This window comes from Eubacterium sp. MSJ-33, assembly GCF_022174665.1.
In the GTDB taxonomy this organism is placed as follows: domain Bacteria; phylum Bacillota; class Clostridia; order Lachnospirales; family Lachnospiraceae; genus Coprococcus_C.
Window position 1 is genome coordinate 2,409,655 of record NZ_CP076562.1, and the last position, 18,210, is coordinate 2,427,864.

Annotated in this window: 21 protein-coding genes; 20 read left to right on the forward strand and 1 reads right to left on the reverse strand. The window is 41.6% G+C overall.

Going from position 1 to position 18,210, the window contains the following annotated elements; translation table 11 throughout:
• The first annotated feature begins 105 nt into the window (after positions 1–105).
• The 18 genes from KP625_RS11340 to KP625_RS11425 all read left to right on the forward strand — a co-directional run bounded on the left by KP625_RS11340 (position 106) and on the right by KP625_RS11425 (position 13,931).
• The gene (locus KP625_RS11340) at positions 106–1,743 is read left to right on the forward strand and encodes a putative DNA modification/repair radical SAM protein (protein ID WP_238297928.1); all 1,638 of its coding nucleotides are present in this window, start codon (positions 106–108) and stop codon (positions 1,741–1,743) included.
• 9 nt (positions 1,744–1,752) lie between these two features.
• The gene (locus tag KP625_RS11345; protein WP_238297930.1) at positions 1,753–2,517 is read left to right on the forward strand and encodes a TIGR03915 family putative DNA repair protein; all 765 of its coding nucleotides are present in this window, start codon (positions 1,753–1,755) and stop codon (positions 2,515–2,517) included.
• Positions 2,518–2,559: 42 nt separating this feature from the next.
• Positions 2,560–3,105 carry a histidine phosphatase family protein gene (locus KP625_RS11350; protein ID WP_238299940.1) on the forward strand — a complete coding sequence of 182 codons (546 nt, stop codon included), beginning with the start codon at positions 2,560–2,562 and terminating at the stop codon, positions 3,103–3,105.
• 166 nt (positions 3,106–3,271) lie between these two features.
• Entirely contained in the window at positions 3,272–4,516 is a 1,245-nt protein-coding gene (locus KP625_RS11355) for an ATP-binding protein (protein WP_238297932.1), read from the forward strand.
• Between the two features lie 171 nt (positions 4,517–4,687).
• Positions 4,688–5,404 (forward strand): aminoglycoside N(3)-acetyltransferase, encoded by a 717-nt coding sequence (locus KP625_RS11360; protein ID WP_238297934.1) that lies wholly within the window; start codon positions 4,688–4,690, stop codon positions 5,402–5,404.
• 25 nt (positions 5,405–5,429) lie between these two features.
• Entirely contained in the window at positions 5,430–5,819 is a 390-nt protein-coding gene (locus KP625_RS11365) for a ribosomal maturation YjgA family protein (protein WP_370641361.1), read from the forward strand.
• Positions 5,809–6,450 (forward strand): GyrI-like domain-containing protein, encoded by a 642-nt coding sequence (locus KP625_RS11370; RefSeq protein ID WP_238297936.1) that lies wholly within the window; start codon positions 5,809–5,811, stop codon positions 6,448–6,450. The genes KP625_RS11365 and KP625_RS11370 overlap by 11 nt, the downstream gene beginning before the upstream one ends.
• A gap of 273 nt (positions 6,451–6,723) precedes the next feature.
• On the forward strand, positions 6,724–7,122 hold the full coding sequence (locus KP625_RS11375) for a hypothetical protein (RefSeq protein ID WP_238297939.1): 399 nt from the start codon (positions 6,724–6,726) through the stop codon (positions 7,120–7,122).
• A gap of 141 nt (positions 7,123–7,263) precedes the next feature.
• A complete protein-coding gene (locus KP625_RS11380) occupies positions 7,264–7,836 on the forward strand; it encodes a hypothetical protein (protein WP_238297940.1) in 573 nt (190 codons plus the stop codon).
• Between the two features lie 49 nt (positions 7,837–7,885).
• Positions 7,886–8,341, forward strand: coding sequence for a GNAT family N-acetyltransferase (locus tag KP625_RS11385; RefSeq protein ID WP_238297941.1), 456 nt, complete (start codon positions 7,886–7,888; stop codon positions 8,339–8,341).
• A 75-nt stretch (positions 8,342–8,416) separates the two neighbouring features.
• The gene (locus tag KP625_RS11390) at positions 8,417–8,905 is read left to right on the forward strand and encodes a hypothetical protein (RefSeq protein WP_021986017.1); all 489 of its coding nucleotides are present in this window, start codon (positions 8,417–8,419) and stop codon (positions 8,903–8,905) included.
• Positions 8,892–9,269: a hypothetical protein gene (locus tag KP625_RS11395; protein ID WP_238297942.1), complete on the forward strand. Its 378-nt coding sequence runs from the start codon at positions 8,892–8,894 to the stop codon at positions 9,267–9,269. Before KP625_RS11390 ends, KP625_RS11395 begins: the two co-directional genes overlap by 14 nt.
• Positions 9,270–9,385: 116 nt before the next feature.
• Complete coding sequence (locus tag KP625_RS11400; RefSeq protein ID WP_238297943.1) at positions 9,386–10,096, forward strand: gamma-glutamyl-gamma-aminobutyrate hydrolase family protein; 711 nt, start codon at positions 9,386–9,388, stop codon at positions 10,094–10,096.
• Between the two features lie 39 nt (positions 10,097–10,135).
• A complete protein-coding gene (locus tag KP625_RS11405) occupies positions 10,136–10,894 on the forward strand; it encodes an arginase family protein (RefSeq protein ID WP_238297944.1) in 759 nt (252 codons plus the stop codon).
• Positions 10,895–10,972: 78 nt separating this feature from the next.
• On the forward strand, positions 10,973–11,884 hold the full coding sequence (locus KP625_RS11410; RefSeq protein ID WP_238297945.1) for a hypothetical protein: 912 nt from the start codon (positions 10,973–10,975) through the stop codon (positions 11,882–11,884).
• A gap of 46 nt (positions 11,885–11,930) precedes the next feature.
• Positions 11,931–12,044, forward strand: a complete 114-nt coding sequence (locus KP625_RS13710) for a VOC family protein (RefSeq protein ID WP_021986022.1) — start codon at positions 11,931–11,933, stop codon at positions 12,042–12,044.
• Positions 12,045–12,070: 26 nt separating this feature from the next.
• Positions 12,071–12,568: a flavodoxin family protein BilS gene (gene bilS, locus KP625_RS11420; protein ID WP_238297946.1), complete on the forward strand. Its 498-nt coding sequence runs from the start codon at positions 12,071–12,073 to the stop codon at positions 12,566–12,568.
• 31 nt (positions 12,569–12,599) lie between these two features.
• Positions 12,600–13,931: an MATE family efflux transporter gene (locus KP625_RS11425; RefSeq protein ID WP_238297948.1), complete on the forward strand. Its 1,332-nt coding sequence runs from the start codon at positions 12,600–12,602 to the stop codon at positions 13,929–13,931.
• Positions 13,932–14,308: 377 nt separating this feature from the next.
• Here KP625_RS11425 and KP625_RS11430 read toward each other — a convergent pair whose 3' ends face one another.
• Complete coding sequence (locus KP625_RS11430) at positions 14,309–15,211, reverse strand: AraC family transcriptional regulator (RefSeq protein WP_238297949.1); 903 nt, start codon at positions 15,209–15,211, stop codon at positions 14,309–14,311.
• A 204-nt stretch (positions 15,212–15,415) separates the two neighbouring features.
• On the opposite strand from KP625_RS11430, the gene KP625_RS11435 reads away from it, so the two are divergent.
• Together KP625_RS11435 and KP625_RS11440 are read left to right on the forward strand one after the other, a co-directional pair.
• Positions 15,416–17,416, forward strand: coding sequence for a glycoside hydrolase family 31 protein (locus KP625_RS11435; protein WP_238297951.1), 2,001 nt, complete (start codon positions 15,416–15,418; stop codon positions 17,414–17,416).
• A 125-nt stretch (positions 17,417–17,541) separates the two neighbouring features.
• Positions 17,542–17,865, forward strand: coding sequence for a PadR family transcriptional regulator (locus KP625_RS11440; protein WP_238297953.1), 324 nt, complete (start codon positions 17,542–17,544; stop codon positions 17,863–17,865).
• Positions 17,866–18,210: the final 345 nt, after the last annotated feature.

Here is an 18,210-nt window from a genome sequence, read left to right on the forward strand (position 1 = left end):
AAATTCTGCTTCGTCTGTTTTTGTGCTTTCTGGTTATTCTGAATAAATACAAACGAGTGTTCGAAAAAACTTGCAATTAAGAACGCTTGTTCGTATAATATAAGTATGAGTACAGAAATGACGAACAATTACATAGAAGAATATACAACGCAGGAGAAGCTGCAGATTCTTGCGGATGCTGCCAAGTACGATGTGGCATGTACGTCGAGCGGATCGGATCGCCGGGGGAAGAAAGGAGAACTCGGCAATGCAGCGGCATGCGGCATCTGCCATAGCTTTGCTTCGGATGGCAGATGTATCTCGCTACTTAAGATTCTGATGACAAATCACTGCGTCTATGATTGCAAATACTGCATCAACCGGGCGAGTAATGATGTGAAGCGGGCAACCTTTACACCGGAGGAAATCTGCGAGCTCACGGTGGAGTTTTACAAGCGGAATTATATTGAAGGCTTGTTCTTAAGCTCCGGCGTTCTGAAGAATCCGACGTATACGATGGAGAAGATGTGCGAGACATTGCTTCTGCTTCGGACGAAATATCATTTTAACGGTTACATCCATGTCAAGACGATTCCTGGTGCATCGGATGAACTGCTTGCGGCAGCAGGATATCTGGCGGATCGTATCAGCGTGAATATGGAACTGCCAACGGAGGAAGGATTGCGGACGCTGGCACCGAATAAGACAATGCAGACAATCTTAGATCCGATGGGAAAGGTGCGGAATACAATCGCATCTCACCGGATGGCAATCGGGAAATCCGCGCACATGGAGAGAAGCAAGGGCAATCAGTTTCTGAAGCAGAGTATCTTCGGGACTGAGTCAAAGAAGCAGTTTGCGGAAGGATTGATGAAGGAGAAGGAAGCTGTACTTGGAACGGAAAATGTTGTGCGTGATGATGCGGGGGCATATGGAAGCAGAGATCAAGGCAAGAAACGTGGCGCAGGTTCAGATATTTCTGTAACTGGAGAGACAGGTATGCAGAATACAATTGCGAATTTGGCTACGAAGATGAATGGAACGGTTCTGGATAGTGCTTTGACATGGGACAACGCATATCAGCTTGCACCGCTCGATATGTCGAAATTAAGGCGGCGGTTTGCACCGGCGGGGCAGAGCACGCAGATGATTATCGGGGCAACCGGCGAGAGCGATTATACGTTGCTGCAGACGACACAACAGTTGTATCAGGGCTTTGACTTGAAGCGTGTATTTTATTCGGCGTATATTCCGCTGAATGAAGATAAGGTATTGCCACAGATCGGAACACCACCACCGCTCCTGCGGGAGCACCGGTTGTATCAGGCGGACTGGCTGCTCAGGTTCTATGGATTTCAGGCGGACGAATTGTTATCCGTGGAAAAGCCGAATTTCAACGAACTGGTCGACCCGAAGTGTGACTGGGCACTGCGGCATCTGGATCAATTCCCGGTGGAAGTGCAGACGGCAAGCTATGCGATGCTGCTCCGTGTGCCGGGCATCGGACCGAAATCGGCAGGACGGATCACATACGCGAGACGTTACGGCAGGCTCGATTTCGCTTCCTTGAAGAAGATGGGAGTCGTATTGAAACGGGCACAATATTTCATTACCTGTGGTGGCAGGCAGATGTATCACACACCGATCGAGGAAGGGTATATCACAAGGCAGTTGACCGGCGTCGACCAGAAGGATATATGGAAGGCAGAGCACGCGAATGAATCGTTCACGCAGATGTCTCTGGCGGATTTCGGAATTGGGTAGATTGTAGTTATGAAGATATATACATGTAAAGACCGGCTGGAGGATATTATGACCTGCATCTACGATGCATGGGTGGAAGCCTTGCGGATCGGTCACGAACAGATACAAGTGAAGAAAGAGCCAGTATTTCAACAGACGATGTTCGATGAGTACATTCATGTGGATGGCGATGCCGAAAAGGCAGAGAAGGTGATTCGTTCCATCCGGAGAGATATCTCGGATGAGGCATATCTGGATGTCTATTATGCGACACTCTCCGCGGAGGAAGATGCATTGCAGGCAATCTATAATTTCCTGCGGGTTGGATTCGCGGTTGGCTGCCGCGTGCTTGATTATTATACGAATCCGCATGTGATGCGGATATTGGAACTGCGGCGGAAGGTGGGGAATGAGAGTCATCATTTCCGGGAATTTGCGCGGTTTCAGTCGTTAGACGGGAAAGTCTATGTGTGCCATCTGGAACCGAAAAGCGATGTGATCATGCTGGTCGGCAGACATTTTGCAGACCGCATGCCGTCCGAACACTGGATGATCATTGATGATACAAGGAAGACCGCGTGCGTGCATCCGAAGGATGGGACGAATTACCTGCGTTATCTGACCGATGCGGAATTTGAGACGCTTCGGAAGACGGAAGAGTATGAGGATGAATATACCGATATGTGGAAGACATTTTTCCATGCGGTTGGAATCAAAGAGCGCGAGAATTATATCTGCCAGCGGAACCTCTTTCCAATCTGGAAACGAAAACATGCGGTGGAATTCAAAGGTTAGATATGGTAGTATCTTGGTAGAAAATACAGGAGGGACAGTATGATGGCATACTTCTATTTTACAAGACATGGACAGACAATCTGGAATGTAGAGAATAAAATCTGTGGCGCGACGGATATTGCACTTACAGAACTTGGACATACACAGGCAAAGGAATTGGGCGAACGGATTAAGGCAGAAGGAATCCGTATTGACAAGATTCTGTATTCGCCGCTGATGCGCGCGGCAGATACCGCAAAGCATATCGCAGAAGTGACAGGCGTTCCGGCAGAGGAAGAAATGCGCTTAAAAGAGCAGAATTTTGGACGGTATGAGTCCACACCGCGAAATGGTGCGGAATTTTCCGTTGCCAAGGCGCAGTTTGTCAACAGCTATGGTGGCGGGGAGTCTATGCTGAAGCTTTCCCAGAGGATCTATAATCTGCTGGATGATATCAAGGAAGAAGCCGAAAGCGAAGGGACGGTGTATCTGTTGGTGGCACATAACGGAATTTCACGTATTATTGAGTCGTATTTCCGTGATATGACGAACGAGGAATTTGCGGCATTCGGGATAAAGAATTGTGAGTTAAGAAAGTATGAATTTTAAGGGAAAGTTGACGGCACTCTGATGGATTTGAATAGGGATGGGAACACTTATAACATATGTACTTAATAAAATATCTTTATTAAGGGTACTAAAAAATAAAAAAGCTACAAAATAGTACCCCGAAATGAAGATTTGTGATAAGATGTGAATGAAAGGAGTATCCATTATGTTCAAACATGTATATCCAAGAGAAAAATATTTAAAGAGGATTCGTCCTTTTTATAGTTCTGATATTATAAAGGTAATTACTGGAATACGTAGATGTGGTAAATCCTTTATATTGAAGGCAATCATAAACGAATTATGTAATAATGAAGTGCCATCATCACAAATTATATATATCCCCCTTGATAAAAGAGGATTTAAAAATATAAAGACTCCGGAACAGCTTGAAGAAATGATAGAATCCATGTTAGGGGAAGAAGAAAATTATTTTCTGTTCATAGATGAGGTGCAGAATGTAACAGGATTTGAGAATGTAATTCACGCATATGCAGAGGAGGGGTATTCTATTTTCTTGACGGGTTCCAATTCGTATCTGCTTAGCGATGAGATTTCGACAAAGTTGACAGGCAGGTATTTGAATTTTGAAACATATCCGTTGGATTTTGCGGAATACCTTGAAATGAAAGATTTTTTTGGAAAAAACATTGATTCTGATATGGATTTGGAATTTAAGGAATACATCTTAAATGGTGGGTTTCCTAAAACATTGGAATTTGATGATGTTTCGACAAGACAAGTATATACAAGAGGAATTATTTCGGAAATTTTCGAAAAGGATGTAAAGACAAGAAGGCGTATTTCTAATGTCCCTGTGTATGAACGAGTACAATCCTTCTTGTTGAATAATTATGCAGCCCCGTTTTCTTTGAATAGCTTATTGGAATGTTTGGAAAAGGAAGGATATAAGACAAAAGCAACTACAGTAAGAGGTTATATTGAAGATTTAATAAAAGAAAAAATAATTTATGAATGTAATAGATTCGATCTAAAAAGTAAAAGAGCAATAAAGAGAGATCAAAAGTATTATCTTGCAGATTTGGCAATTTACTTTTCTATGAATACGGATAACAGGTTATCATTTGGATCATCGCTGGAAAATATAGTTTACTTATATCTTGCAAGTCAAGATTACCAGATAAGTATTGGAAAGATTGGTAAATTAGAATGTGATTTTATTGTTCGAAAACATGACGGAGAATATGCATATATTCAGGTTGCTTATAGTTTGCAGGGAAACGATGAAAAAACTACGCAAAAAATAAAAGAAAGGGAGTATAGACCGTTCAGAGAAATAAGGGACGGTTATCCACGTTATATTATTTCTTTAGATAAATACAGAGATCAGCAAGAGGGAGTTCATCATATTAATGCGATTGATTTATTTATGGGAAAGGAAAAAATCTAATATTTTATTGGCATCAATAATAAATAGGAATCCTCCTTACAGAGAAGCTAAAGAAAAATAAAGGTTGAAGTATGGAGCGGCATATGGGGAGAAAATTATTATGAAGATTGTGCAAAAAAAGATATTATAAAAAAATTAAAGGAGCTTAGACTCAAATCCGGAGATACGGTAATGGTTCATACTTCCCTTAAAAATATGGGATATGTATGTGGTGGTGCACAGGCAGTTATCGAGGCGTTGATTGAAACGGTTGGAGAGGAAGGAACAATCATGATGCCAACACAATCGTGGAAAAATCTGGATCCTGATACTGGGGTGCATTGGGATGAGGACGAAGAAGACTGGCCGCTTATCAGGGAATATTGGCCTGCGTATGATAAAAATTTAACACCTACAAACACAATGGGCGCGGTAGCGGAAATGTTCTGCCAGATACCGGGAAGTATTCGAAGTGAACATCCTGCAAGATCGGTGTGTGCTTATGGGAAGAATGCAGAATATTTGGTAGAAAATCACGATTTGTCAGATATATTTGGTGAAGAATCTCCAATAGGAAAACTCTATAAACTAAATGGAAAAGTATTGTTGATAGGAACAGGATATGATAAAAACACTTCCCTTCATTTGGCGGACGTTCGGGCAGAATATCCGGGAAAACATATGTGTACAGAGCATAGTGCGGTATTAGAAGATGGAAAAAGAGTGTGGAAGGCTTACGAGACCTTATATGTGGATGGAGAAGATTTTACACAGATTGGAGAAGAGTTCGAGAAATTCCATACAGTACATACCGTTCAGATTGGAAATGCAACAGTCAAATTAATGAGTCAGAGACAGATTGTTGACTATGCGGTTAAATGGATAGAAGACAACAGAGGAAGATTATAGTGCATGTTGTTGAATGGAGAAGAACATGAAGCGAATCGGATATGCAATAGCAACTGTGATTTTGCTATTGATTGAAGTGTTGATTGCGGTATATGTGCATGATGCATTTGTAAGACCATATATTGGTGACGTGCTGGTTGTGGTTGTGATATATACGTTTATAAGAATATTTGTACCGGAGCGATGCAAATTGTTACCGCTGTATGTATTTATTTTTGCGGCACTGGTAGAGGTTTTGCAGATGTTCCATGTTGTGGAAGCGTTAGGTTGGCAGGATAATCGATTCTTAAGTATTCTGGTCGGTTCCGTATTTGATTGGAAAGATATCCTGTGTTATGCCGTTGGGTGTATATTGCTTGGCGTGTATGAGGTGTTGAAGCGAAAGAATGTAAAAGGGAGAACAAATGGCGTTTGATTTTAAGAAGGAATACAAGGAATTTTATATGCCGAAGAACAAGCCGGAGATAGTGAATGTTCCAAAGGCAAACTATATCGCAGTAAGAGGAAAAGGCAATCCGAATGAAAAGGATGGCGCGTATCAGCAGGCGATTGGCGTTTTATATGCAGTTGCGTATACACTTAAGATGAGTTACAAGACGGATTACAAAATAGAAGGATTCTTCGAATACGTTGTACCTCCGCTCGAAGGCTTTTGGTGGCAGGATGATGTTGATGGAATTGATTACTCGAATAAGGATGCATTTAATTGGATTTCTGTGATAAGACTTCCGGATTTTATTACGAAGAAGGATTTTGACTGGGCGGTAGAAACCGCTACGAAAAAGAAGAAACTGGATTGTTCGTCGGCAGAGTTTATCACGATAGAAGAAGGCTTATGCGTTCAGATTATGCATTTCGGAGCATTTGATGATGAACCGGCGACTGTTGAAATCATGGATACATATTTGCAGGAAAATGGGTATGAAAATGATCTGTCAAAAGATAGATTGCATCATGAAATTTATCTTTCAGATGCAAGAAAAGTTGCTCCTGAAAAATGGAAAACGGTTATCCGGCATCCGATATCATTGTTAGGTACCAAGTGATTAACCGGCAATTTCTGGCGTATCCAACAATATTTGGAAAATATATTAATCCACGAAATAAATACAAAACGCTGTCAAACGTTCTTGAAAAAGTCCTTGACATGTTCAGTTCGATTATGCTAGTCTACTACCAAAGCATAAGTTTCATATAGTAGCTTTTAGACAGTTACTTTCTACGAATAGTCAAATTATTTATTCTTGAACATTCATGCTTTTAAATTCAATTCATTTAATTTAAGATGCAGGGGTATTCAAGGAAGATAGTTTAAGATTATGTTTGCAGAAGATATCCTGAAGAACTTTTTGCTGGAACGCGGAGAGGATGTGCAGAAAAGTGTGATGTTTGATCTGACATACGAAAAGCAGATGGAGAATGCAAAGCGTGAATGGTATAACGATGGCGTGGAAGAAGGCCGTGCGGAAGGGTATTCATCTGGAATCGCAGAAGGGCGTGCATCTGGAATCGCAGAAGGGACAGTCCGTTATTTAGTTGCTTCCGTTGTAAAAAAGGTGCAGAAGAATAAAACACTTGATCAAATTGCAGATGAACTTGAAGAATCTGTCGAAGATATCCATCCCATCTACGATATTGTGAAGAAGCATGCTCCGGAATACGATGCGGACACAATTACTACGGAAGTGCTGGAAGCACGGGAAAATGAAAAAGTATAATTGTTAGTAAATAAAGGCAGGATAGCTGATAGAAAGTCAATTGTCCTGCTTTACATATATAACAGGCATTTTGTTGTTTGAAACTCAATAAGGGGCATAAAAGTGAGACATTTTATAGATTTTATAAAAAGTAAAAAACAAATGAAACCGGAGTTATTCAGTATTTCATGTGAATATGATGGTTATGATTTAGTTTTTGAGGAAGGAACTATAGATGCAAAACTTTACGAATCATTCAATGAGATAATTACGGACAGGCGATATGACATAAATACTCTGCCGGAGTATCATGTGCTGCTTGACCGTAAAGATGAGGAACATTTCAATACTTTCTATGACTGTTGGATAAGAGAATTGGAGAAAAATGGTTTTGCTTTTTTATTGGACAATACCATCGGAATAGATAGCTTTGTAAAAGGAATTAATAGAATTTTGTTGAGTATTGGTTCAGGAAAACAATTGAATGCGGAGAGGGTAAATTCTGAATATCGACGTGAAGTTATAAATTATTCTTTGTCGGGAAAAGAGATTACATCTGAAATAAACTACGATATACTGGAAGCAAATATCGTTGCCAAAGAACTTCGGGAAATTGGATATGAATTGATTTGCCTGTTTAATGGCTTTGATAATAACATAAAGACAATTATCAGGATAGATAGAATAACTGAGTTGAAAGAGATTGAGGCGAAGATAAAGCATGGGGTGGATTAGCTGCCAAGGATTACGAGAAAATTATAAGTAAAATCAAGGGGAGGATACCATGAAAATAGAGTATAGAAGACTGACAGAGAAAGAACTGAACACTTTTATTGATATGCGGATAAAGCAACTAAGAGAAGAAGGTGCCAAGGAGAATATTGATTTGGCACCTGCATTAAAGCAGTATTATATACGCCATATGGGAGATGGAACTTTTGTGTCATGGCTTGCTTTTGACGGGGATAAGATTATTGGAACGAGTGGGATGTCCTTTGTAGAGAAACCACCTTATTTTGGATGCCCGAGTGGAAAGATAGGGTTACTATCCAGCATGTTTACTAATCCGGACTATCGAAGAAAGGGTATCGCAAAAGAACTTTTGACGCGTGTTGTTCATGATGCGAAAGAATATGGCTGTGGAACAGTACAGATCACGGCGTCAGATATGGGCGTTAAGTTATATTCGAACTTTGGATTTGTTCCGAATAAAAATTTTATGCAATATAAACTTTCGTGATTCTAAACATTGTCAGTGAAAGTACAGAAAAACATATGGGTGTTAGGTGAAACCGCTCATTAGGAAAGGATTATCATGGATAAAACGATAAATGATTTTATTAATCTTTGGGTCGGAAAACGACTTGAAGGGCTTAACTGCATATGTGAAATGCTGGATTTCTGTTTCAGCGATAATCTCGTATTGCATGGACTGGGATTGACTAGAATTTTTCTTAATGATGATTTGATAATAACAACGATGGATTACAATTCTTGGGATCAAGAAGAGAGCAAACATAATGATGAATGGTTCAATACAGATAAGTTTCGGAATCAGATAATTGGCGGAAAAGTCACAAACATATCCATTAGTAAATCCAATGATTTGTTCGTTGAAATGGATAACGGTGTGAGAATAGAATGCTATATTTCCAATGCTTATCCGCATTATGAAGAGGAATGTGAACAATGGCTTTTATTTGAACATACAGAGGATCATTCAGGAAGAAGATTGACTGCATATAATAAAAGGCTGGAGAGTAACATTGGAAATAGCAGAGGGGACAAAGATGTGGTGGTATGAAGATGTATCAAGAGCTGATTTTGAAGCGGTTAAAGATACGATAGAGCAAATTATGCTTCAATTAGGTGCTTCAAAATACGAAATCCGTTTAACTTATGAGGTTAAAACAACAAGCTGTTCAGATGATTTTGAAGAAATGCATCGTTCTGAGCGATCAGTATTTACATATAAAGGATTATTTTTCAGAGTGGATGAAGCCCTTTTTAGTAAAAAGCCCTTTATTGTAATAGAATGTGGGGATCTGGATGAGCTAATGAACAATATTATGGATGATGCAGAGCCTTTTCCATATGATTTATCCTATGAAGAATTGTGTGACGAGGTGAAGTATTCTTTGGGAATCGAACCATATCCTCAAGAGTAAAAGTTTATTATTTCTAATAGGCGTGACTTGAGGTTTGGTACACAGCTGATCAGATAAGAAAAACACAATAAATATAGCTAAGGTAAAACAAAAATCAGCATTTGGAGGAATGAGAAATGAAATCGACGATGCGAAAAGTGATTGGTATTATGCCACTTTATGATGATGAAAAAGAAAGCTACTGGATGCTGCCCGGATATATGAAAATGTTGGAGGCGGAAAATGCGATTCCTATGATGCTCCCTCTTACAGCAAATGAGAAGGAACTTGATTATTTTCTCGAAATATGTGGTGGATTTTTGCTGACTGGTGGACATGATGTGTCCCCGTCTGTGTATCATGAAAAAAAGAAATCGTGGTGTGGTTCCTGTTGCGAACTACGGGATGAAATGGAACAATATATCTTAACAGGAGCCGTAGAGAGGGATAAATCTGTTTTGGGTATATGTCGAGGTATCCAGTTTATGAATGCCTGCTATGGTGGAACTTTGTATCAGGATTTGGCAACAGAGCATACCAGTTGTATTGACCATCATATGAAACCGCCATATGACAGGGTGGCACATCAGGTTACACTGCAAAAGGATACATTGCTCTATAACATTTTAGGTAAGGAACAAATAGGAGTAAACAGTTATCACCATCAAGCAATCAGAGAACTGGCACTCGATTTTCAGGCGATGGCATTTTCGGAAGATGGTTTGATTGAAAGTATCTATATGCCATCGAATAAGTTTATAGTGGGCGTACAATGGCATCCCGAATTTTCCTATGCAGTAGATGAAAACAGCAGGAACATAGTAAATGCGTTTGTTGGTTCCGTCTGAAAATTTCGGGGGAATGTATATTATGGGGGTGAATTACAGATGAAACCATATCATTTGATTCTGGATTTTACACACGTATACGATGATGAAATCTGTGCGGACCGAGAGCAATTTTCGTGGATTGACTGCTCGGATATTGAAGGCAGCGACCTGTATTGTTCGCCACAGGCAGAGCGGGAGATCCGCAGGAGAATAGAGCCGTATGGAGTGCATGGAATCCATTTTGTGGATTCTGGCAATTATCATTATGTTACAAAGATATTTACGGATCAAATTCATAGGCCATTTTCTTTGATTGTTTTCGATCATCATACAGATATGCAGCAACCGTTAATGGAAGGAATGATGAGCTGTGGCGATTGGGCGGGAATGGTTCTTGATCAGAATCCGGCATTGCAACAATTTATTTTGATCGGGCCGGCGGAAGACGATATAAAACAAATTCGTACGAAGCATCTGGATAAACTCATAACTTTTTCCGCAGAGGAAATCCGTAAAGGAGAAGGTGTGGAACGGTTAAAACGGATTCACGGCGGTGTACCGTTGTACATTTCAATCGACAAGGATGTGCTTTCTGAACAATACAGTGAAACAAATTGGAATCAAGGCGAACTGACGCTGGGGATGCTTGAACATATGCTTCAATATTTTCTGGAGCGGGCACCCGTATATGGTATAGATATTTGCGGGGAATGCTCTACGGCGATTGCCCTGCCGGAATATTTTCAGGCAGAGGGTGTAAATGGTAAGACAAATGTAGAGCTGTTTCGATTTTTGCGTAGTTATTGTTGTAGTTGAGCTGGATACAAATGTGCGAAATACAAGAGCAAGAAATTTGTACCAGAGGTTAGGGTATGAAGGGATAGGAAACGATAAATGAAGCAAAAAACACAGAAAACGGCATATTACCACCTTCCGGGGTTATTTGAATTCTATGAGTTGTATGAATTATTTCTGCCGTTATTCCGTGAGCATCGGGAATACTTTTATGATTGGTGTGAGATTGGCTCCATCTATGGGGCACCGGCAGATTGTATCTGGGGTGGCGGACGGATCGGAGACGGAGATCACAGTGCGCAGGAAGTGTTGCATCTGATGCAGGAATATGGTATTTCGGCGAGGCTGACATTCAGTAATTCGTTGCTGCAGGAAGAACACTTATCTGACAAGAAATGCAACATACTTTGCACGTTATTTGAAAAAGGTGGAACAGTGCAAAATGGAGTGATTGTGCATTCGGATTTATTACTGTCGTATCTGAAGAGGCAGTATCCGGGATTGTATCTTGTCTCATCAACCACGAAGGTTCTGACGGAGTTTGAACAGTTCCGGGATGAGTTAAAGCGGGATGAGTTTCAGTATGTAGTGCCGGATTTTCGGTTGAATAAACATTTTGAAGATCTGCATACGTTGACGGATGAGCAAAAGGCGAAGGTTGAGTTTTTGTGCAATGAATGTTGTTGGTTTGGGTGCAAAGACAGGAAAGTATGTTATGAGGATGTGAGCCGGAAAGCACTTGGCATAAAAGCACCGGATCATAGATGCATGGCACCAGAATCGGAACAGGGATATCGGTTTTCAAAGGCAATGTTGAATCCGGGGTTTATTGGAGTCGATGCGATAAAAGACGTCTATCTGCCGATGGGATTTTCCAATTTCAAGATTGAAGGACGCGGATTGGGAAGTGCATTGGTGTTGGAATTCCTGCTTTATTATATGACGAAGCCGGAGTATCAGATGCATGTGAGGGAAGCGATTTATCTGGATAATATGTTGGATCTGTTCTGAGGAGAAATGCGGAATAGAAGTTTCTGCATTATAAGGAGAAGCAAATATGAAATTAAGAAATATACTTATTGTCGTGAAAGACATAGAGCGTGCAAGAAAATATTATCACGACTTATTTGGACTGGATATGCTATTATTATGTTACTCCAATAGAAGTTAGCAGGAAATGAAGGGAGATAATGAAGGATGACATCAAATAATTATTCGATAATTTTCAGCAGCGTAACCGGTAATACAAAGAAACTTGCAGACACAATCCATGAAACGCTGCCTCAGGATATGTGTGATTATTTTGGCGGGAATGAATTACAGGTACCGGAATCTGATTTGCTGTATATCGGTTTTTGGACGGACAAAGGAAACGCAGACAATAAGACATTAGAATTGTTATCGAAACTAAAAAATAAGAAGATTTTTTTGTTTGGAACAGCCGGCTTTGGTGGAAGCGACACATATTTTAACAAAATTCTTGAGCAGGTCAGACGATCTATTGATTCCAGCAATGAGGTTATCGGAGCGTATATGTGTCAGGGAAAGATGCCGCAGTCTGTGCACGACCGTTATATCAAAATGAAAGAGAATCCGGAACATCCGGCGAATCTTGATATGCTGATTGAGAATTTTGATCGCGCTTTATCCCACCCGGATGCGGATGATCTGGAAAGATTAAAAAAGACATTATGAACAGACCGGGAAAGTTCAGGAGGGAACTACAATGTCAAAAGATGAATATTTAATCACAGATGCGCCTCTGAAAGCGTTAACCGTATTTGCAATGCCTATGATTCTCGGCAGCTTCTTTCAGCAGGTATATAATATGGCTGATTCCATAATCGTCGGTCAGTTTGTTGGTTCTTCCGCGCTTGCGGCTGTTGGTGCCTGTGCAGCACTTACCAATGTTTTTATTTGTGTGGCATTGGGTGCCGGTGTGGGTGCCGGTGTGCTTGTAAGCCGTTATTTTGGTGCCAGAAATTATGGAAAAATGAAAACAATAGTATCAACTTCATTGATCAGTTTTCTAAGCTTGAGCATACTTCTGAGTGTCCTTGGATTTTGCTTTTCCGATTTGATGATGCGGTTATTACACACACCATCGGATATACTGGATGATGCGGTGCTGTATCTGCGGGTCTATTTTATGGGATTTCCGTTTCTGTTTATGTATAACATTTTATCAACCATGTTTACTTCCATCGGGGAGTCGAAGATTCCGTTGGTGCTTCTGATCGTTTCGTCGATATTGAATATTCTTATGGATCTCTGGATGGTGGCCGGCATGGGGCTGGGCGTGTTCGGTGCAGCCCTTGCGACTCTTATTGCACAAGGAATCTCCGCAGTGCTGTCCTTCCTGATTTTTATTTATCGGATGCGGCAGTATCAGAGCCCTTTTCGCTGGTTTGAACGGCAGGAACTGCATTCCATGCTTCGGATTGCCGTTCCTTCAGTTCTCCAGCAGTCCACCGTGTCGATCGGTATGATGATTGTACAGGCAGTTGTGAATCCGTTCGGTACGCAGGCACTTGCCGGTTATGCTGCGACGATGAGGGTAGAAAATGTTTTTTCTCTGATATTCGTATCTATTGGAAATGCGGTGTCACCATACGTTTCACAAAATCTTGGTGCGAAGAAACCACAGCGTATCAAGAAGGGCTATCATGCTGCATTGGTGTTGGATGTGAGTTTTGCAATCCTTGCTTTTGTCGTTATTGAAACACTGCATACGCAGATTTCTTCGTTGTTCCTTGGGAAAGACGGAACTGCTTTTGCATATCAGGTATCCGGGGATTATATGAGCTGGCTTGGGTATTTTTTCATCTTCATGGGTATCAAGATGGCGACAGATGGAGTCCTTCGGGGACTTGGAATCATGCGGCCGTTTCTGGTTGCAAATATGGTAAATCTGGCAATCCGTCTGGCGGTTGCTCTGATTTGTGCACCGAGGTTTGGAATCGCATTTGTCTGGCTTGCCGTACCGGCCGGCTGGCTTGCAAACTTTCTGATCTCCTATGTGGCGCTCAGAAAATCATGGCCGGAGATCCTACGCTGAATAAATACAGTGTGCGTTCGCTCCGATGCTTAAGGCGGAAAATGGCGTTTCTGGTTCCGACATTGCTTGGGTATATCGATAAGACAAAAAAACAGATGATTATAAATGAAGCTCGGGATGTCTGGGGTGCTTCGCAGGCAGCCTTGACAGAATGCTACGGATTGCACCCGGAAAGCTTTGAGGCTTCCTGTAAGTTTACTTCGTCCATAGGTGGAAGGACCGTGAAAAATCTGGGAAGAATATCGAACGGTGCCCTTGGAGCTTTGCAGAAAGATCCGGACGATACGGTGGAAGCGGGAACATCCAGCCGCAGAATTGCCTGCCATCCAGGGAATAATAAACGATCGGATGGCAGCACGGAGAATAATTCGCCTGTATTACCTTTGCGTATGATTGTTCCGATAGGCTTTGGGCGTGCAACACATAATTTCTTTAAATTTGCGAATAAAATAACTGACATTTTCAAATCCGCAATCCAGTGCGATATCAAGCACTGGATTGTTTGTCGTTTCAAGCAGAATACATGCCTTTTGAATGCGGTAATTAAGCAGATACTGAATCGGAGAAACACCTGCAATATCCTTGAAAAAACGGCAGAGATACTGGCTGTTGCACGGGATGGTATCCGCCAGGTCCTGCAAGGTGACCGGCTGGTTATAATTATGCTCCATATAAGAGATGACAGACTTATAGTTCTGTATTTTCTTTTGATTTGTCTGTGCGTGTGCCTTTTGGACAGATTGCATGAGACTGGCTGTATAAATGGATGATATAATATCAAGTATCAGTAGTTTGCTTGTCATATACCAGCCGGTATCCATATGTAATGTAGTATTCATAAGAGCCTTGATCTTAGGCGAAAGGGTAGCATGGATGGATGAACCGCAATGGTAGATGTTTGGCAACAGAGCCAATTGGTTTATCAGCGGTCTGATACATTTTTCCTGCATTTCATCTTCGTAGGAAAAATCCAGAATACACGGGTCGAATAAGATCACGTTGTGCTTGGTGTCAGAGGAATTCCCCTTGATCTGATGCAGGTCACCGGGATTCAGGATACAGATATCTCCTTGTGATAAGGTAAAGCTCTGCAGATTGATCTCGAATTCAAAGCTCCCCTTCTCAATATAGAGAATTTCCATATAGTGGTGCCAGTGGCGCGCAACAAAGAAATATTCCGGATAGGGTGTACCGGCCCCTGTATCAAAATGTAATTTGGAAATAGGATGTTCTTTTGTTCCGTAATGAATATTTTCTTTTAGAGAAATGTCCTGGTTCATATCGTAAAATCGTTCCTTTTTTTGTAAGTAGACTCGTGCCGGACCGGTGTCTGCATAAGTTCTTATAGTTAAAATAGGCTATATTTTAAGAAAAGTCAATATTGTGTCATAAAATAACGAAGATAATGCAAGAATATTAGCTTACCTGACAATATAATGATATTAACAAAACGCAAGACAAAACAATCGGAAGGAGAATGCGAAATGATTAAAAAATATACCTATGGAACCCCATTTCCAACAGAATCAGTGACAGAGCAATTTGCAGCATCGGAAGGAATGCCGGAGTTTGGCACCATTTATTTACAGGAAGGATTTTCTTTCACTTATAAGCTTCGTGATGAGGATATCGTATATGGACTTGGTGAAGCAAACCGTGGCATCAACAAACGCGGCTACCAGTATATCAGCAACAATTCAGATAATCCCCATCATCATGAGGATGTATACTCGTTGTATGCTGCGCATAATTTTATTATCGTGTCAGGGGAGCAGACGTTTGGACTTTATCTTGATTATCCGTCAACGCTCACCTTTGATGTCGGTTACACAAGATCGGATGAGCTTCATATCTTCTGTGACAGGGCAGATCTCGATCTGTATGTTATCACAGGCGAAAATCCATACGATATTACAAAGCAGTTTCGGAAGATGATTGGCAGAAGCTATATTGCACCGAAATTTGCGTTTGGATTCGGGCAGAGCCGCTGGGGATATAAAACGCCGGAGGATTTTGTTACGGTGGCAGAAAAATACAGGGAAAATCATATTCCGATAGATATGGTTTATATGGATATTGACTATATGGATAACTATAAAGATTTTACGGTAAATGATGAGTTCCGTGATTTTCCGCAGTATGTAGAGAACCTGAAGAAGGATCATATCCGGCTTGTTCCAATCATTGATGCAGGTGTAAAAATCGAAGAAGGATATGATGTATACGAGGAAGGAGTCGAGAAGAATTATTTCTGTAAGAGACAGGATGGAAGTGATTTTGTAGCCGCTGTCTGGCCGGGATATACACATTTTCCGGATGTATTAAATCCGGATGCCAGAAAATGGTTTGGAGAGAAATATAAGCGCCTGACGGATGCCGGCATAGAGGGATTTTGGAACGATATGAATGAACCGGCGATCTTTTTCACACCGGAGGGTGTAAAAGATGTAAAGGAAGCGATGAAAGCGTTCATCGACAAAGAGGAAACCGTGCAGGACGTATGGGCAATCGGGGCGCAGGTGACCGGACTTGCGAACAATGCGGAAGACTATGCATCTATGTATCATAATGTAGATGGCAAGATGGTGCGGCATGATCAGGTGCACAATCTGTTTGGATATAACATGACGCGGGCGGCGGGGGAAGGACTCCGTGAGATTTCGCCAGATAAGCGTTGCCTGTTGTTCTCACGTTCATCCTACATTGGCATGCATCGCTATGGTGGAATTTGGACCGGTGATAATAAATCCTGGTGGTCACATATTCTGCTGAATCTGAAGATGCTGCCATCCTTGAATATGTGCGGGTTCTTATATACCGGTGCCGATCTGGGCGGTTTTGGCTGTAACACGACACGGGATCTGCTGCTCCGCTGGCTGGCACTCGGTGTATTTACGCCGCTTATGCGGGATCATGCCTGCGAGAACACAAGAGAACAGGAGTGTTATCAGTTTGAACACATTGAGGATTTCCGGCATATAATCGGTGTGCGGTATCGGTTGATTCCGTATATTTACAGCGAATATATGAAGGCTGCACTGACCGATGACATGATGTTTAAGCCGCTTGCATTTGAGTACCCGGAAGATCGGATGGCTGTAAATGTGGAAGATCAGTTGATGCTCGGAAATGAAATCATGATCGCACCTGTGTATACGCAGAATGCAATCGGCAGATATGTGTACCTGCCGGAAGCTATGATGCTTGTCCGTTTCTGCCCGGATGGAAAAATCGAACAGACGGAAATGCCGAAGGGACATCATTTTGTCGAGGTTCCGTTGAATGAGGTTATCTTATTTATCCGCCAAGGCAAGTGCATTCCGCTTGTGGATGCTGCAGAGTGCGTGGATGAGATTGATATGAACAGCCTGCAGTTGATTGGATATGCGAATAGCACATATCAGTTATATGACGATGACGGTTACACGAGGGCATATGATTTGGAGAAGTCGACAGTCTGGTTGAAGAAGGAAGAAAATAAATAAATTTAAGATACCACAGCTACTTGACAATACAAAGTAGCTGTGGTATTTTCTTATCACACTACTTGGCGATACAAAGTAGTGTAGTAGAAGAAATACGAAAACTGCCCCATAATGGAGGAGCTATCATGATAGATACACAATTAATGAAAGGAATTCTGGAAGGATGCGTGCTATCGGTGATTGCGGAACATGAGACATACGGCTATGAGATTCTGCAACGGCTGACGGAATCTGGATTCACTGAGCTTGGCGAAGGAACGATGTATCCGGTGCTTACGCGGTTGGAGAAGAACGGCTATATTAAGTGTCGCAAAGAGAAATCCCCGCTTGGACCGATCCGGAAATATTATTCGGTGACCGATGCGGGGGCGAAGCATTTGAAGGAATTCTGCGAGAGTTATAAGAGCATTACGGAAAGTGCGAAGAAAATTTTGAAGATGGGGGAGTGAGACGGATGAAAGCGGATTATATTTTATTACAGGATAGGCTGAAAGGCGAATACAAACTATAAGAAATATAGAAGCATACGGAAACCGAAGGAAGCGAAGCTCTCGTTCTTTGGCGGCGTCAAAGAGTCGGTAAGCCGGGAGCTGCCGGAAGAATGGCTGAAGCAGTGGACAAAGAAAAATGAACGGCGCAGGAGAAAAGGTCAGACACCGTTATCCGAAGAAGAATTCATGGAGAAGCTGGATAAGCAGTACGATTATAGAAGAAGTCAGATTATGAATGTGCTTGTATTTTCCATCTGTACATTTGGTCTTTTATTGATGGGAAGATGCGCGCACGGATGAAGG

Bases quoted from the DNA above. Each gene is read 5' to 3' on its own strand.
- KP625_RS11340 (WP_238297928.1), top strand. From the start codon at position 106: ATGAGTACAGAAATGACGAACAATTACATAGAAGAATATACAACGCAG.
- KP625_RS11345 (WP_238297930.1), top strand. From the start codon at position 1,753: ATGAAGATATATACATGTAAAGACCGGCTGGAGGATATTATGACCTGC.
- KP625_RS11350 (WP_238299940.1), top strand. From the start codon at position 2,560: ATGGCATACTTCTATTTTACAAGACATGGACAGACAATCTGGAATGTA.
- KP625_RS11355 (WP_238297932.1), top strand. From the start codon at position 3,272: ATGTTCAAACATGTATATCCAAGAGAAAAATATTTAAAGAGGATTCGT.
- KP625_RS11360 (WP_238297934.1), top strand. From the start codon at position 4,688: ATGGTTCATACTTCCCTTAAAAATATGGGATATGTATGTGGTGGTGCA.
- KP625_RS11365 (WP_370641361.1), top strand. From the start codon at position 5,430: ATGAAGCGAATCGGATATGCAATAGCAACTGTGATTTTGCTATTGATT.
- KP625_RS11370 (WP_238297936.1), top strand. From the start codon at position 5,809: ATGGCGTTTGATTTTAAGAAGGAATACAAGGAATTTTATATGCCGAAG.
- KP625_RS11375 (WP_238297939.1), top strand. From the start codon at position 6,724: ATGTTTGCAGAAGATATCCTGAAGAACTTTTTGCTGGAACGCGGAGAG.
- KP625_RS11380 (WP_238297940.1), top strand. From the start codon at position 7,264: ATGAAACCGGAGTTATTCAGTATTTCATGTGAATATGATGGTTATGAT.
- KP625_RS11385 (WP_238297941.1), top strand. From the start codon at position 7,886: ATGAAAATAGAGTATAGAAGACTGACAGAGAAAGAACTGAACACTTTT.
- KP625_RS11390 (WP_021986017.1), top strand. From the start codon at position 8,417: ATGGATAAAACGATAAATGATTTTATTAATCTTTGGGTCGGAAAACGA.
- KP625_RS11395 (WP_238297942.1), top strand. From the start codon at position 8,892: ATGTGGTGGTATGAAGATGTATCAAGAGCTGATTTTGAAGCGGTTAAA.
- KP625_RS11400 (WP_238297943.1), top strand. From the start codon at position 9,386: ATGAAATCGACGATGCGAAAAGTGATTGGTATTATGCCACTTTATGAT.
- KP625_RS11405 (WP_238297944.1), top strand. From the start codon at position 10,136: ATGAAACCATATCATTTGATTCTGGATTTTACACACGTATACGATGAT.
- KP625_RS11410 (WP_238297945.1), top strand. From the start codon at position 10,973: ATGAAGCAAAAAACACAGAAAACGGCATATTACCACCTTCCGGGGTTA.
- KP625_RS13710 (WP_021986022.1), top strand. From the start codon at position 11,931: ATGAAATTAAGAAATATACTTATTGTCGTGAAAGACATAGAGCGTGCA.
- bilS (WP_238297946.1), top strand. From the start codon at position 12,071: ATGACATCAAATAATTATTCGATAATTTTCAGCAGCGTAACCGGTAAT.
- KP625_RS11425 (WP_238297948.1), top strand. From the start codon at position 12,600: ATGTCAAAAGATGAATATTTAATCACAGATGCGCCTCTGAAAGCGTTA.
- KP625_RS11430 (WP_238297949.1), bottom strand. From the start codon at position 15,211: ATGAACCAGGACATTTCTCTAAAAGAAAATATTCATTACGGAACAAAA.
- KP625_RS11435 (WP_238297951.1), top strand. From the start codon at position 15,416: ATGATTAAAAAATATACCTATGGAACCCCATTTCCAACAGAATCAGTG.
- KP625_RS11440 (WP_238297953.1), top strand. From the start codon at position 17,542: ATGATAGATACACAATTAATGAAAGGAATTCTGGAAGGATGCGTGCTA.